At 68.1% G+C, this 15,280-nt stretch carries 7 protein-coding genes; all 7 read left to right on the forward strand.

The window, feature by feature from the left end:
- The first annotated feature begins 18 nt into the window (after window positions 1-18).
- The 7 genes from RKE25_RS01785 (at window position 19) to RKE25_RS01815 (ending at window position 15,262) form a co-directional block, all read left to right on the forward strand.
- Window positions 19-5,454 (forward strand): putative Ig domain-containing protein, encoded by a 5,436-nt coding sequence (locus tag RKE25_RS01785; RefSeq protein ID WP_311840556.1) that lies wholly within the window; start codon window positions 19-21, stop codon window positions 5,452-5,454.
- Between the two features lie 237 nt (window positions 5,455-5,691).
- Complete coding sequence (locus RKE25_RS01790) at window positions 5,692-6,546, forward strand: CoA ester lyase (protein ID WP_311840557.1); 855 nt, start codon at window positions 5,692-5,694, stop codon at window positions 6,544-6,546.
- A 59-nt stretch (window positions 6,547-6,605) separates the two neighbouring features.
- The gene (locus RKE25_RS01795; RefSeq protein WP_311840558.1) at window positions 6,606-8,969 is read left to right on the forward strand and encodes a sodium/solute symporter; all 2,364 of its coding nucleotides are present in this window, start codon (window positions 6,606-6,608) and stop codon (window positions 8,967-8,969) included.
- Between the two features lie 644 nt (window positions 8,970-9,613).
- On the forward strand, window positions 9,614-10,480 hold the full coding sequence (locus RKE25_RS01800) for a LysR substrate-binding domain-containing protein (RefSeq protein WP_311840559.1): 867 nt from the start codon (window positions 9,614-9,616) through the stop codon (window positions 10,478-10,480).
- A 305-nt stretch (window positions 10,481-10,785) separates the two neighbouring features.
- Entirely contained in the window at window positions 10,786-13,035 is a 2,250-nt protein-coding gene (locus tag RKE25_RS01805; RefSeq protein ID WP_311840560.1) for a TonB-dependent receptor, read from the forward strand.
- 68 nt (window positions 13,036-13,103) lie between these two features.
- Window positions 13,104-14,327: a serine hydrolase domain-containing protein gene (locus tag RKE25_RS01810; RefSeq protein WP_311840561.1), complete on the forward strand. Its 1,224-nt coding sequence runs from the start codon at window positions 13,104-13,106 to the stop codon at window positions 14,325-14,327.
- Window positions 14,324-15,262, forward strand: coding sequence for a ribokinase (locus tag RKE25_RS01815; RefSeq protein WP_311840562.1), 939 nt, complete (start codon window positions 14,324-14,326; stop codon window positions 15,260-15,262). Before RKE25_RS01810 ends, RKE25_RS01815 begins: the two co-directional genes overlap by 4 nt.
- The last annotated feature ends 18 nt before the right edge of the window (window positions 15,263-15,280 follow it).

The raw sequence follows: 15,280 nt of genomic DNA on the forward strand, positions 1-15,280 counted from the left end.
GCAACCTCCGGATCGCCCATGCCATCGGGCGGGCAGCTCACCATCAATGCCAGTGGATGCGATTCCGGATTCGGTGGCATCGGAAGCATCACTATCCAAGCCGCGCATGGCACGGCTGTCATCACCGATGCCTCCACCAGCACCATCGTCTATACGAACAATGGTGACGGCGCCACGATGGACACGTTTCAGTTCGACGATGGATCCGGCGGGAGCAATCCTCCGAAGGTCAACGTGACGATGTATATCGCCGCGCCGACCTCTTCCATCTCCATTTCGCCGTCGAGCATGCCTTCGGGCACTGTGGCTGCCGCTTATACCCCGACCACGCTAAGCGCTACCGGCGGCACCGGGCCCTACAGTTTTGCGATCACCAGCGGCAACTTGCCCAACGGCCTGGCGCTCAGCGGAGCCACCATCTCCGGCACGCCGACTGCGTACGGCACCTTCTCCTTCACGGTGACGGCGACTGACAGCGCCGCCACCCCGGCCTCCGGCAACCACAGCTATTCGATCACCATCGCGCCGGCGACCATCAGCGAGGTCGGCACGCCGCCGAACGCGACCCTCAATGCGCCTTACAGCTTTACCTTGGGCGCCACCGGCGGCACCGCGCCGTACACCTATGCATTGCATGCCGGCTCGTTGCCGGCTGGCCTGTCTTTGAGTTCGTCCGGCGTGATCAGCGGCACACCGGCAGCGACGGGAACATCGAACTTCACGGTACGTATCTCCGACAGCACGGCGCCCACTGCACTGCTCACCGACGCCAGCCTATCGATCAATGTCGTGCTGCTGCCACCCCCGGTCGCCAACCCGGTCAGCGCCACCGTCGCCTACAACAGCACCAACAATCCGATCACGCTCAACATCACCGGCGGTGCGCCATCCTCCGTCGCCGTCGGCACCCAGGCGGCGCACGGCACGGCCACCGCCAGCGGCACGTCGATCACCTACACGCCGACTGCGGGCTACGCCGGCCTGGACAGCTTCACCTATACGGCCACCAATGCCGGCGGCACCTCCTCGCCCGCCACCGCGACGATCACCGTCTCCCCGCCGACCATCACCTACACGCCGTCCAGCCCGGCCGCGGGTACCGTCGGCACGGCCTATAGCCAGTCGCTCGCCGGTGCCACCGGTGGCGCCTCGCCATACAGCTACACCATCGCTTCCGGCGCGCTGCCGGCCGGCATCACGCTGGCCGCCAACGGCACACTGTCCGGCACGCCGACCGCGAACGGCACGTTCAACTTCACCGTGCGCGCCACCGACAGCAGCACCGGCACCGGTCCGTTCAGCGCCGTCAGCGGCACGCTGACGCTGACCATCGCCGCGCCGACGATCAGCTACGCGCCGACCGATCCGCTGCCGGCCACCGTCGGCACCGCCTACAGCCGCTCGCTGGCCAGCGCTACCGGCGGCACCGCACCGTATAGCTACACGATTGCTTCCGGCAGCCTGCCGGCGGGCATCACGCTGGCCAGCAACGGCACGCTGGCAGGTACGCCCACCGCGGGCGGCACGTTCAACTTCACGGTCACCGCCACCGACAGCAGCGGCGGCACCGGCCCGTTCAGCGCCACCAGCGGTGCGCTGATGCTGACCGTGAACGCACCGACCATCACGCTTTCGCCCACCACGTTGCCCAATGCCAGCGTGGCCACGGCGTACTCGCAGAACGTCACGGCCTCCGGCGGTACCAGCACATACAGCTACGCGGTCACCGCCGGTTCGCTGCCGCCGGGGCTGAGCGTGAGCAGCAGCGGCGCGATCACCGGCACGCCGACCGGCGCCGGTACCTACAACTTCACCATCACCGCCACCGACAGCAGCACCGGCACCGGTCCGTACACCGGCAGCCGCTCCTACACCCTGCTGGTGAATGCGCCGACGCTGACGCTGTCACCGGCTTCCGGCGGAACCGCCAACGGCACGGCCGGCGTGCCGATAAGCGGTAGCTTCACCGCCGCCAACGGCACCGCGCCGTACACCTACGCCATCACCGCGGGCGCGTTGCCGCCGGGGGTGGCGCTGTCGTCCGCGGGCACGCTGTCGGGGACGCCGACGGCCGTGGGCAATTTCAACTTCACCGTTACCGCGACCGACAGTTCGACCGGTACCAGCGCGCCCTTTACGGTGTCGGGCAGCTACACGCTCGCCATCGCCGCGCCGACCATCACGCTGTCGCCGGGCAGCCTGCCGGCGCCGTCGGTCGGTACCGCCTATAGCCAGACGATCACTGCGTCCGAAGGCCATCCGACCACCTTCACTTACAGCCTCAGTGCCGGCGTGTTGCCGGCGGGCCTGAGCCTGGACGCCAACTCGGGCGTGCTCAGCGGCACGCCGACGGCGGCGGGCGCCTACAGCTTCACTATCACCGCCACCGACAGCGGTGGCTTCACCGGCAGCCAGGCTTACAGTGGGACCGTGGGCGCCGGCACCGTGGTGTTCACCTCCGGCGCGCTGGCCAACGGTGCGGCGGAAACCGCTTACACCCACAGCTTCACCGCCAGCGGCGGCACCGGGCCGTACACCTATTCGCTCACCACCGGCAGCTTGCCCGCGGGCCTGGCGCTGTCGTCCGCCGGCGTGCTGTCCGGCACGCCGACCGTGGCCGGCAGCTTCAACTTCACGGTGCGGGCGACCGACAGCAGCACCGGCACCGGCGCGCCGTTCTCGGCGACCCAGCCGGTGACGCTCACCATCGCCGCGCCGACGATCACGCTTGCGCCGTCCACGCTGCCGGCAGGCTCGGGCGGCGTTGCCTACAGCCAGACGCTCAGCGCCAGCGGCGGCAGCGGCGGCTACACCTACAGCCTCTCGGCCGGCGCACTGCCGCCGGGGATCGCGCTGAGCAGCGCGGGTGTCGTGTCCGGCACGCCGACTACGCCCGGTTCCTACAACTTCACCGTCACCGCGACCGATGGCTTCGGCTTCACCGGCAGCCAGGCCTACACCTTCACGGTGAACGCGCCGACCATCACCATCTCGCCGGCCACGCTGCCGGCGGCTACCGGCAGCACGCCGTATAGCCAGACGCTGACCGCGACCGGCGGCAATGGCGGCTACACCTTCAGCCTGCTGTCGGGCGCGCTGCCGCCCGGTATCGCGCTGAGCAGCGCCGGCGTCGTCAGCGGCACGCCGACCACCACCGGCAGCTACAGCTTCACCGTCAAGGCGACCGACGGCTTCGGCTTCAGCGGCAGCCAGGCCTACACCGTGACGGTGGGCGCTCCGGCCATCGTGTTCACTCGCACCACCCTGCCGGGTGGCCAGGTGGCGGTTGCCTACAGCCAGACGGTCGGTGCCACCGGTGGCAGCGGCAGCTACACCTACAGCCTAACCTCCGGCGCGCTGCCGCCCGGCATTGCGCTGAGCAGCGCCGGCGCGATCAGCGGCACGCCGACGGCGGCGGGCAACTACAGCTTCACCATCACGGCGACCGATACCAACAGCTTCACCGGCAGCCAGGCCTACACGATCGGCGTCAACCAGCCGGTGCCGGTGGTGGTGAACGACACCGCCAGCACGCCGGCGAACTCGCCCGTCACCGTCAACGTCACCGCCAACGACACCGGCCCGATCACCAGCATCGCGGTGGCGCAGGCGCCGGCGCACGGCACGGCGACAGTGAGCGGCCTGAATGCGCTGTACACGCCGTCGAGCAACTTCTTCGGCACCGACACCTTCACCTACACGGCCACCGGCCCCGGCGGCACCTCTGCGCCGGCCACGGTGACGGTCACGGTGACGCCGCTGGCCGTGCCGGTCGCGGCGGCGCAGAACGCCACGGTGCTGGCCGGCCAGTCGGTCACCATCCACGCGATCGCTGGTGCCACCGGCGCGCCGTTTACCGGAGTGGCGATTTCGGCGCCGCCGGCGAAGGGCACCGCGACGGTGAGCGGCACCGACATCGTGTACACGGCGCCGGTCGATGCCTCCGGCACGGTGGGCATCGATTACACGCTGTCCAACCCGTTCGGCACCTCGCAGCCGGCGCACATCACTGTCACCGTGAACCCGGTGCCGCTGCCGGCGGTGCTGACCGCCAACGTAGTCGCCGGCCGTACCGTGCAGGTGGATCTGACCACCGCGGCACGTGGCGGTCCGTTCACCGGCGCCACGCTGATCGCGGTGTCTCCGGCCGCGGCGGGCAACGCCAACATCCACAACAGCGGCACCTCGGGTTACACGCTCGAGTTCACCGCCGCCAACACCTACAGCGGCCAGGCGCAGGTCAGCTATACGCTGAGCAATGCCTACGCCACGTCCGCCACGGCCACGGTGACGATCACCGTGACGGGTCGCAGCGATCCGTCGAAGGACGCCGAGGTGCTGGGCATCCTGCAAGCGCAGGCGGATTCGGCGCGTCGCCTGGCGCAGGGCCAGATCGACAACTTCCAGCGTCGCCTGGAGACGCTGCACACCGGCGCGGCCGGCGGCGGCTTCACCAACGGCATCAGCTTCAGCTCGGCCAGCGCGCGGCAGAACCGCGATCCGATGGCGGGCCTGCGCGGGCGCGACGACGACTGGAGCCGGCGCTTCCTGGTGCAGCCGGACGAACCCTCGCCGGGCCAGGGCCAGCGCAGCGACGGCACCGGCCAGCCGGGCGAGTGGGCGGTGTGGACCGGCGGTGCGGTGAACTTCGGCAAGACGCAGCCGGGCACCAGCGACAACGGCATCGACTTCACCACCTCGGGCGTCAGCGTGGGCGCGGATCGGGCCTTCGGCGAGAAGTTCGCGCTGGGTGCGGGCGTGGGCTACGGCCACGACGCCTCGGACATCGGCAAGCACGGCAGCCGCAGCACGGTGGACAGCTACAGTGCCGCGGTCTATGGCAGTTATCGGCCGGCGCCGCTGGTGTACGTGGATGCACTGGTCGGCTACCAGTGGCTGTCGTTCGATTCGCGCCGCTACGTCACCGACAACGGCAACACGGTGACCGGCAGCCGCGACGGCAAGCAGCTGTTCGCCTCGCTGTCGGTCGGGTACGAGCACCGCACGCAGGACGGCATGCTGGTGTCGCCGTACGGCCGCTTCGACTTCGCCCGCGCCAGCCTGGACAGCTACACCGAGCGCGGCGACGACACCTACGCCCTGCGCTACGAGCGCCAGACGGTGAAGACCAGCACCGGCGTGCTGGGCCTGCGCGCGCAATGGGTGGCCAAGCGCGATTACGGCGTGTGGATGCCGCAGCTGCGCGTGGAATTCCGCCATGACTTCCAGGGCGCGGGCGTGGCCGCGATGCGCTATGCCGACCTGCTGGGCGGCCCGCTGTACGAAGCGCAGCTGAGCAACACCTCGCGCAACCACACCTTGGTGGGTGCAGGCGTGATGCTGCAGACGCTGAGCGGCTGGTCGCTGCGGATGGAGTACCAGAACCTGCTGGACAACAGCACGCGCGACAACCAGTCGATCCAGCTGGGTGTGGAGAAGAAGTTCGATCCATGACGAGCAAGGCCGCGGGCGCCACGTGCCCGCGGCCTCTTCCTGTCATCCGCCCCAAGAGCCGTCATTCGGGCCTGCGCCGGAATGACGGCTTTTGGTTGGGCCGCCGTCATCGGCATCCCATGCCGCACTGCGGCGAATCAATAGCATCCCTATCGTCTGAACAAGCCGGCGCTGTACCGATCGCGCGGGATCGCTGCCTCACACTACGAGGCATGCCGAATCCGTCGATCCCTTTCCATGCGTAGCAAGCTGTTCGTTCCCGGCGCGCGGCCGGAGCTGTTCGCCAAGGCCATGGCGGGCGAGGCCGATGCGCTGTCGTTCGATCTCGAGGATTCGGTCACACCGGAGCTGAAGAGCGCGGCCCGCAGCTCGGTCGCGGCCTTCCTCGCCAGCGAAGCCGTGCGGCAGTCGCCGAAGGCGATGATCGTGCGCACCAACGCGCCATCCACGCCGTACTTCGCCGAAGACGTCGAGGCCGTGGTGGGTGACGGCGTCGCCCTGCTCAATCTGCCCAAGATCGAATCCGCCGAAGAAGTGCGCGCCGCCGTCGACGTCATCGCGCGGGCCGAAGCCTCGCGCGGATTGCAGCGGCGGACCCGGCTGTTGCTCAATATCGAGACGCCGCGGGCGCTGGCCAGAGCGGCCTCCATCGCCGGCGCGCATCCGCGCGTGGCGGGCCTGCAATTGGGGCTGGCGGACCTGTTCGAGCCGTACGGTATCGAGCGCCACGACCTCGCCAACGTCCATTCGGTGTTGTTCACGATGCGCATGGCTGCCGCCCAGGCCGACGTGTTCGCGCTCGATGGCGCCTACGCCGACATCGCCGACAGCGAAGGCTATCGCGAGGAAGCGGCGATGGCGCGGCGCCTCGGCTATCTCGGCAAGAGCTGCGTGCATCCGCGCCAGGTCGCGCTCGCCAACGAGGCGTTCGCCGCTTCCGATGAGGAGCTCGCGCGGGCGCGGCGCATCGTGGAGGCCGCGCGCGCGCCGGACAACCTGGGTCGCGGCGCCTTCATGGTCGATGGCAAGATGGTCGACCTGCCCTTCCTGAAACGCGCGCAGGCGCTGCTCGCCGCGGCGCACAAGCCGTGACGGCGCCGCACGCGGCGAGGGCGGGCCTTCCGCGACAATATCGAGAGGACCGGCTCCGCGTGTTACGCCTGTGGTTATTCTGTTTCGCCTGGCTGGTGCTGGCGCTTCCTCTGCACGCCGAAAGCCTGACTCCCTTGCGCGGCGTCGAGCTGCCGGCACTTCCCGGCGTCACCGCCCTGAACGGATTGGCTGTGATCGACGGCCAGACCGTTGCGGTGGCGCACGGTCAGGCCTGGCGCCTCGACGGCGACCGCAAGGTATGGGCCGCGCTGACCTGGCCGGCCGCCGTACCGGCCGACGTCGGCGTCATCCAGGACGGCACGCGCGCTTATCTGTCGTGGACGGCGCAGGGCGGGGCCGCCGTCGCAGAAATACGCCTGCGCGACGACCGCCTCGATGCGACGGCACTGCCCGCACTGCCGACCGCCATCACCGACGCGCGTGGCGCCGTATCCGGCGATACCCTGTTCCTCGCCGGCATGGCGGCGGACGGCAAGCCGCGCCTCTGGCAGGCCAACCCCGCCGATCCGCGCGCAGGGTGGAAAGACGTACCCGCGTGGCCCGGCGGTGCGCCGGCGTCGTCGCTGGTGGCGCAAGGACCGAACCTGTTCGTCGCCGTGGCGCGCGGCGGCGCGCAGGTAGTGCTGCGCTGGTCGGCCGCGAAAGGCTGGACCGAAGCCGGCACCGTGCCGGGCACGCTGGCGCCGGCCGCCGGCCGCGCGCTGGGGCAGGCGCATCTGCTCTACCTCGTGCGGACGCCGGAAGGCGAGAAGCCGATGACCTTCCACACCATCACCGGCTCGTGGGCCGCCCTGCCGGGCACGACGATCGCCGGCGACGCGGTGGTGGCGTCGTGGCCGGACGGATTGGCGTGGGCGCAGCCCGACGGCAGCGGCATGGCCGTGCACGCCGCCCAGCTCCAGTCCGGCAAGCTGTTGCTGAAATGGCTGGACTGGATCGTGATCCTGGTCTACCTGGTCGCGATGTTCGGCATCGGCCTGTACTTCTACATCCGCGAGAAGCGCAACAACACCGCGAGCTTCTTCGTCGGCGGTCGCAGCATTCCGTTCTGGGCGGCGGGCGTCAGCCTGTATGCGGCCAATACCAGCTCGATCAGCTTCATCGCCATTCCGGCGAAATCGTTCGAGAGCAACTGGACGTACCTCACCAACAACCTCATCGCCGTGCTCGGCCTGGCCTTCGTCGCGGTGTGGATCGTGCCGCTGCTGCGCCGGCTGGACCTGATGTCCGTGTTCTCGTACCTGGAGACGCGTTTCCATCCGGCCATCCGCATGCTGGCCAGCGCGCTGTGCATCGTCACTCAGATCGGCAGCCGCATGAGCGTGATCCTGTTCCTGCCGGCCCTGGCCATCGCCACCATCACGGGCATCAGCGTGACGGCGAGCGTGGTGATGATGGGCGTGTTCACCATCGTCTACACGGCGATGGGCGGCATGAAGGCGGTGATCTGGACCGACTTCGTGCAGGTGCTGGTGAAGATGGGCGGCGCGTTGTTCGTCATCGGCTTCATCATCTGGCACATCCATGGCGGGCTCGGCGAGTTCATGTCCACGGCCACGGCCAATCACAAGATGCACCTGCTGGATTTCAGCTTCGACCTGACCAAGGCGACGGTATGGGGCTTCCTGTTCCTGGTGCTGTTCGACGTGGTGCTGACCTTCCCCAAAGACCAGGTGCTGATGCAGCGCACGCTGTCGACCGAGTCGGACAAGGAAGCCGGCCGCTCGATCTGGATGTTCGCCGCGATCATGATTCCCGGCGGCTTCGTGTTCTATCTGATCGGCACGGCGCTGTTCGTGTTCTACAAGGACAATCCCGAGCGGCTCAACCCCCTGCTGCCGATCGACGCGACCTTCCCGCTGTTCATCGCTGCGGAGCTGCCGATGGGCGTGACCGGCCTGATCATCGCGGGTATCTTCGCGGCGGCGATGGCGACCCTGTCGGGCATCATGAACAGCGTGGCGACGCTGATCTCGGTCGATTTCTACGAAAAGCTGGTCAAGAACCCTTCGCCGAAGAAGAGCGTCTTCATCGCGGAGATCATGACGGTGGCGGTGGGGCTGGTGGGCATCGGCACGGCGCTGCTGCTATCGCGCTTCGATATCCATTCGCTGTTCGACGTGTCGATCGAGCTGGCAGGCCTGCTGGGTGGCGGTTTCGCCGGCGCGTATACGCTGGGGATGTTCACGCGGCGGGCGAATTCGCCGGGGGTGGCGATCGGGATCGGGTCGAGCATCGTGCTGACGTTGATCGCGTGGTCGTTCCATTTGGTGCATCCGTATTTTTATCTGGCGATTTCGATTCTGCTTTGTATCGTGATCGGGTATCTGGCGAGTTTGTTTTTCCCGGCGCCGGAGAGGTCGCTGGAGGGGTTGACGATTTATTCGCGGAGGAAGGGGTGATTGGGGAGCGCCCGTAGGGGTGCGGCGTAGGCCGGAATCAGCGGCGGTATCGCTCGGTTGTCGCGGGTGTGCGCCAGCTTTGTCTCGCCCTCTCGGGCGAGGGTTTCGCTCTCCTGCCGGAGAGCGAGTTACTTCTTCTTTGCTTGCCCAATCCCCTCAAGGGGGACCTCGAGAAGAAGTAACCAAGAAGAAAGGGCCCCCTGCGCGGCGCCCTCCGCAGCCTTCGCTGCTGCGGGTGCGTTGAGGGCTGGCCGGGCTTTTCGACAGGGCATCCCTGCCCTGATCGAAAAGGCGGGGGCGTCCTGCCCCCGCCCGCCTGCGGCGGCCTGATCGTCCAGCCCTCACCGCCGCGAAGGGAACCCGGCAGATCAAAAGCGCGCACGTTGAGCGTCGCGGTTATTTCTTCTTCCCTCAGTACCGCACTTCTCCCTCTCCCCTCCGGGGAGAGGGAGGGGTGAGGGGCCCTACGGAGCGAAACACCCAACCTCGCCAGAACGCCCCTCCCGCAGAAGGAAGAGAGCGGTGCAGCAAGCGATCGGAATTCCAAGAAAACCACCCCTTCCAGCCCTTGACGCCCACTCCCCCCTCTTCCATCGTCCTCACGGGGGCAAGACCGGTGAGGGTAGCAAGTGGAGACGCAATTCTTGAATACGTTTGTCACCGTCGTCGATCAGGGATCGATGGCGGCGGCGGCGCGTGTGTTGAATGTGACGCCGGCGGCGGTGGCGCAGCAGATTCGGACGTTGGAGCGCGAGCTTGGCGCGACGCTGATCGCGCGGGTCGGGCGCACGGTGAGCGTCACCGAGCAGGGGTCGCGCATTCTGGAGCGTTCGCGCGAGTTGCTGCGCAGCGTGTCCGACCTGCGCAGCGTCGCCAACGACAGCGCGGTTTCCGGCGAGCTGCGCCTGGGCGCGTGTCCGACGGCGCTGGCGGGCATGCTGCCGGACGTGCTGGCGCGAATGGTCGACGCGTTTCCGCAGATCAACGTTTTCATCAAGCCGGGCTATTCGGTCGATCTCTACCGCGCCGTGGAAGCCGGCGATCTCGATGCGGCGGTGGTATTGCAAGCGCCGTTCCCGCTGCCGAAGACCTGCGAGTGGCTGCTGCTGCGCGAGGAGCCGCTGATCGTGCTGGCGCCGAAGAGCATGGCAGGGCGCGATCCGCACGAACTGCTGTCGACCGAGCCGCTGATCCGCTACGACCGCAACCAGTGGGGCGGCCGCCAAGCCGATGACTATCTGCGCGCTAACGGCATCGTGCCGCGCGAGCGCTTCGAGTTGAACGCACTCAACGCGATCGCGGTGATGGTCGACCGCGGCCTCGGCGTCTCACTGGTACCGGACTGGGCGCAGCCGTGGCCCGAAGGCCTGCAGCTGGTCCGCATTCCTTTGCCTCATCCCGCCGTGCCGCGACGCATCGGCATCGTGTGGTCGCGCTCCAGCGTGCGCGTGCGGCTGGTCACCGTGTTGCTGCAGGAATGCAAGAAAGCGATCCAGGCCAAGCCGCGTTGAGGCGCGGCGGAAGCGTTTCCATGCACGCTTCGCGTGCTGCATTGCCGCATACATTCGCTTCCTTCGTAAGCAACAAAAACTAGCCTCTGAACATAGGTCGCGGCGGTTCTACGTCGATAGCGAAGCGCATAGGCTCGCTCGCAATCCAAAGTGGTTGCAGTACAGCCGCATCACGCGGTTCGCATAAGAAGACATGGGCCGTCGGGACGCCGGGGGGAGGGCGTCGCCAGCAAGCAGACGAAGCACCGTCCCCGGCGCGCGATGCGCCGACCCGCCGCCTGGCGGTACCGAACAAGAGACAACACATGATCAAGCCACTCACCGTCGCCATCAGCGGCATCCTGCTGGCCTATGCCGTCGGCGCGCAGGCGCAGGACGCGGCGGCCACCACGGGCGCCGGGCAGACCGATGCCAATCCGAAGAAGGACGGCAAGGAAAAAGAGGCCGTCAACCTGCAGCAGGTGATCGTCACCGGCACGCGCAGCCCCAAGGCGATCGACGAGATACCGGGCGCGATCACCGTGGTGTCGAAGGAAGAGATCCAGCACACCCTGCTCGTCACCGAGGACGCGACCGCCGTGCTGGCGCGTTCCGTGCCCGGCTATGCCGAATCCTCGCAGGCGATGAGCAACACCGGCGAGACGCTGCGCGGCCGCATCCCGCTGCGCCTGTTCGACGGCGTGCCGCAAGGTTCGCCGCTGCGCGAAGGCACGCGCAACGGCACCTTCACCGACATGGGCATCATCGGCCGCGTCGAAGTGATCAATGGCCCGTCGGCCTCCGAAGGCATCGGCGCGGCGGGCGGCATCATCAACTACATCTCCAAGACGCCGACCAAGGACGGCGACGAGGTCACGCTGACCACGCGCTACCAGACCCAGGGCCACAGCGACAGCGAAGGCTGGAAGGTGGGCGCCACGTACACGCACAAGCAGAAGGAATTCGACGCGCTGCTGTCTGCCTCGTACATCGACCGCGGCATCTCCTACGACGGCAACGGCCGCCGCATCGGCCTGAACACCAGCGGTTCGCTGGCCGATTCCGAATCGAAGAACCTGTACGCCAAGGTCGGCTTCAACTTCGGCGCGGAAGACGAACAGCGCCTGCAGGCGAGCGTCAGCCGCTTCCGCATCGAGGGCAAGGGCGAATACGTGCAGGTGCTCGGCTGCCGCGGGCCCACCGACACTCCGCCGTGCGATGTGCCGCGCACCAATACCTCGGAGAAGGGCCACATCTTCGGCGCGAAGGACGCCTTCAACGACTTCAAGCAGTACCAGTTGCAGTACACCAACGACAAGTTCTTCGGCGGCTACCTGGACATCAACGCCTACAAGGCGGACCAGTCCATGCGCTACCTGCCGGAGAACACGGAGGACAAGCAGGACCCGCTGATCGCCCCGCTCGGCACGCTGTACGACCAGTCGGAGATCGTGGTGCACAAGAAGGGCCTGCGCACCTCGTGGACGCGCCCGGACATCTTCAACGTCACCGGGCTGGAACTGCACACCGGCATCGACTTCGGCAAGGACCAGGCCCAGCAGCGCCTGGCCCTCACCAACCGCCTGTGGGTGCCGCCGATGGACTACAAGAGCGTGGCCCCGTACGCGCAGCTCTCGTGGGACATCGGTCCGGTCACCCTCAGCGCAGGCTACCGCCGCGAAGACGACAAACTCACCGTCAACAGCTACACCACCACGTACTACCGCAACCGCGTGTTCGTGCAGGGCGGCGGCCTGAAGTACAAGGAAGGGCTGAAGAACTTCGGCGCGATCTGGCGCGTGAACGACCAGTGGTCGACCTTCCTGTCCTACAGCGAAGGCTTCACGCTGCCCAACATCGGCATTCCGCTGCGCAACATCAACAAGCCCGGGCAATCGGTGGACAAGATCCGCGACCTGAACGCCATCGTCTTCAAGAACTATGAGGGCGGCTTCAACTGGCACGGTGACCACGGCGCGTTCGGTGCCACGCATTACGTATCGAAGTCGCCGTTCGGTTCCTCGCTGGCCGTGGACCCGCATACCACCGACTTCATCCTCACCCGTGCGCCGGTGCGCATCGAAGGCACGGAGCTCACCGGCGAATGGCGTTTCGACAAGAGTTTCAAGGTCACCGGCCTGTATTCGCGCATCCGCGGCAAGACCGCGTTCTGGTCGGCGGACCCGGCCGGACGCTACGGCGCAGGCGGGCTGAACAAGCCGATGGGCGTGCTCGACATCAATCCCGACAAGTTCGCTGCCGCAGCCACCTGGAACTTCCTGCCGAACGCCGACGCCACGCTGGGCTTCACCACGCTGTTCAGCCGCCACATCTCGGGCAGCGACACGCGTGCGTATGACGGCGCCCAGTTCAGCTACGAGGAGCAGACCAAGGGCTACACACTGTTCGACCTGGGCGTGAACTACGACCTCGGCAAGCACGGCAAGCTGTCACTGGGCGTGGAGAACCTGTTCAACCGGCAGTACATCCTGAGCTGGTCGCAGCTGGCGGGCTACCAGAACTACTGGGCAGGCCGCGGCCGCATGACCTCGCTGACCTACACCATCACGCTGTGACGGCGTGGCTGGCGCCACTGCGGCGTGCCGTCCTATTGGCGGCCGTCGCGTCGTGCGCGGTTCCGGCCATGGCGACCGAATCGCCGCTGCCGGCGGCGGCGCCGGCCGCGGAAGGCTTTTCGGCCGAACGGCTGGAGCGGCTGCACGCTTACCTGCGCGGAGCCACCGGCGCCGACGGCTACCTCGGCGCCGTGGCGCTGATCGCGCGGCACGGCCGGATCGTCGACTGGCAGGCTTACGGTTACCGGGATCTCGCGCGGCGCGAGCCGCTGCACCGGGATGCCATCTTCCGCATCTACTCCATGACCAAGACGGTCACCACCGTCGCCGTGCTGATGCTCATGGAGGAAGGCAAGCTATCGCTGGACGCTCCGCTGTCGCGGTACCTGCCGGGCTTCGACCATCCGCAGGTCATGACCGCTGGCGATGCCGATGCGCCGGTGCTTCGTCCTGCCGACAAGCCCATCACCCTGCACGCCCTGCTGACGCATACGGCCGGCTATCCGGCCGCGATGAAGGGCGACGAAGCGGCGGTGAAGGCCATGGAGCGCGTCGATCCCCATGGCGCCAGGGATCTGCGCGGCTTCGCCGAGCGCATGAGCCGCGTGCCGCTCGCAGCCGATCCGCAGACGCGTTTCGCCTATGACGGCGCGGCGCTGGAATTGCTGGCGCGCGTAGTGGAAGCGGCCTCGGGCCAGCCGTTCGAACGCTTCCTTCAGCAACGCATCTTCGATCCGCTGGGCATGAGCGACACCGGTTTCTCAGTACCGGCCGCCAAGCGCACCCGCGTGGTGGACATCACGACCATGAGCGAGGACGGCCACCTGCGCCGCGCCGACGGTCCCAGTGCCAAGCATCCCGGCGAACCGCTGAATGCCTATGCCAGCGGTGCGGGCGGCCTGTACTCGACCGCGGGCGACTACGCACGCTTCGCGCAGATGCTGCTCGACGGCGGCACGCTGGACGGACACGTGCTGCTCGGCCGCAAAACGGTGGAGCTGATGCTGCGCAACCACCTGACCATGCTTCCCCCGCCCAGGAACGAGGCCGCCGCGGGCGAAGGCTTCGGACTCGGCGGCTATGTGGTGCTGGACCCCGCGCGGCGCGGGCAGCCCGGTTCCGTCGGCCAGTTCGGCTGGTCGGGCGCAGCCTCTACCTACTACATGATCGATCCGCAGGAGGACCTGCTGGCCATCCTCTTGCTGCAACACCTGCCGCGCGGCGATGGCGGCAAGGACCTGCCGCGCCTCAGCCGCGGCTTCTACGCCCTCGTCTATCAGGCTCTGCAGTGAACCGCGCGAACTCCACCGTGCTCGTGGCCGGCTCGGCCAACCTCGACTTCGTGGTGCGCGCCGCGCACGTGCCGGCTCCCGGCGAGACCGTGCTGGGCCGCGATTTCTCGACCTTCCCCGGCGGCAAGGGCGCCAACCAGGCGGTGGCCTGCGCGCGCGCCGGCGGCGCGCCCACGCGCATGCTGCTGGCCCTGGGCGACGACCCCTATGCCGTGCCGTTGGAAGCTTCGCTGCGCGCAGCCGGCGTGGGCCTCGACGTCGTGCGCGCCCGTGGCGAGCCGACGGGCGTCGCCTTCGTCTGCCTTGCCGACGGCGCGGAGAACGCCATCACCGTCGCGCCCGGCGCCAACGCCACGCTGCGGCCCGAACATCTGCCGCCGCTGAATGGCGTGAGCCACCTGCTGATGCAGCTGGAAACCCCGCTGCCTACCGTCGAAGCCTGGGCGCGTGCGGCCAGGCGCGCCGGGGTCTACGTGGCGCTCAACGCGGCGCCCGCGCAAGCGCTGCCCCGCGGTCTCCAGGGCGACTGCCGCCTGCTGATCGTCAACGAGGGCGAGCTGGCGGCGATCGCCGGAACGCATGGCGTGGCGGCCGGCCTGGACGCGCTGGACGTCGAGGCCGTCGTGGTCACCCTCGGCGCGCGCGGCTGCTGTGCCCGGGTGGGTGGCGAATACCTGCTGCAACCCGGCTTCGTGGTCGAGGCCATCGACACCACCGGTGCCGGCGACACCTTCTGCGGCACGCTGGTGGCCGCCCTCAGCCTGGGCCTGCCGTTCCCGGCGGCGCTTCGCCGCGCCTGCGCGGCATCTGCGCTAGCCTGCACCCGGCTGGGCGCGCAGGCCGGCGTGCCGATGCATGGCGAGGTGCAGCGGCTGCTCGCTTCGCGCAAGGGCGAAGCCGCCGAGGAACTCGCCGCCTACGCCGGTCTCGCCTGACGTTCTTCTTCTTCACGA

It is taken from the genome of Dyella sp. BiH032 (assembly GCF_031954525.1).
GTDB lineage: Bacteria > Pseudomonadota > Gammaproteobacteria > Xanthomonadales > Rhodanobacteraceae > Dyella_D.

Bases quoted from the DNA above. Each gene is read 5' to 3' on its own strand.
- RKE25_RS01785 (WP_311840556.1), top strand. From the start codon at position 19: ATGCCATCGGGCGGGCAGCTCACCATCAATGCCAGTGGATGCGATTCC.
- RKE25_RS01790 (WP_311840557.1), top strand. From the start codon at position 5,692: ATGCGTAGCAAGCTGTTCGTTCCCGGCGCGCGGCCGGAGCTGTTCGCC.
- RKE25_RS01805 (WP_311840560.1), top strand. From the start codon at position 10,786: ATGATCAAGCCACTCACCGTCGCCATCAGCGGCATCCTGCTGGCCTAT.
- RKE25_RS01810 (WP_311840561.1), top strand. From the start codon at position 13,104: ATGGCGACCGAATCGCCGCTGCCGGCGGCGGCGCCGGCCGCGGAAGGC.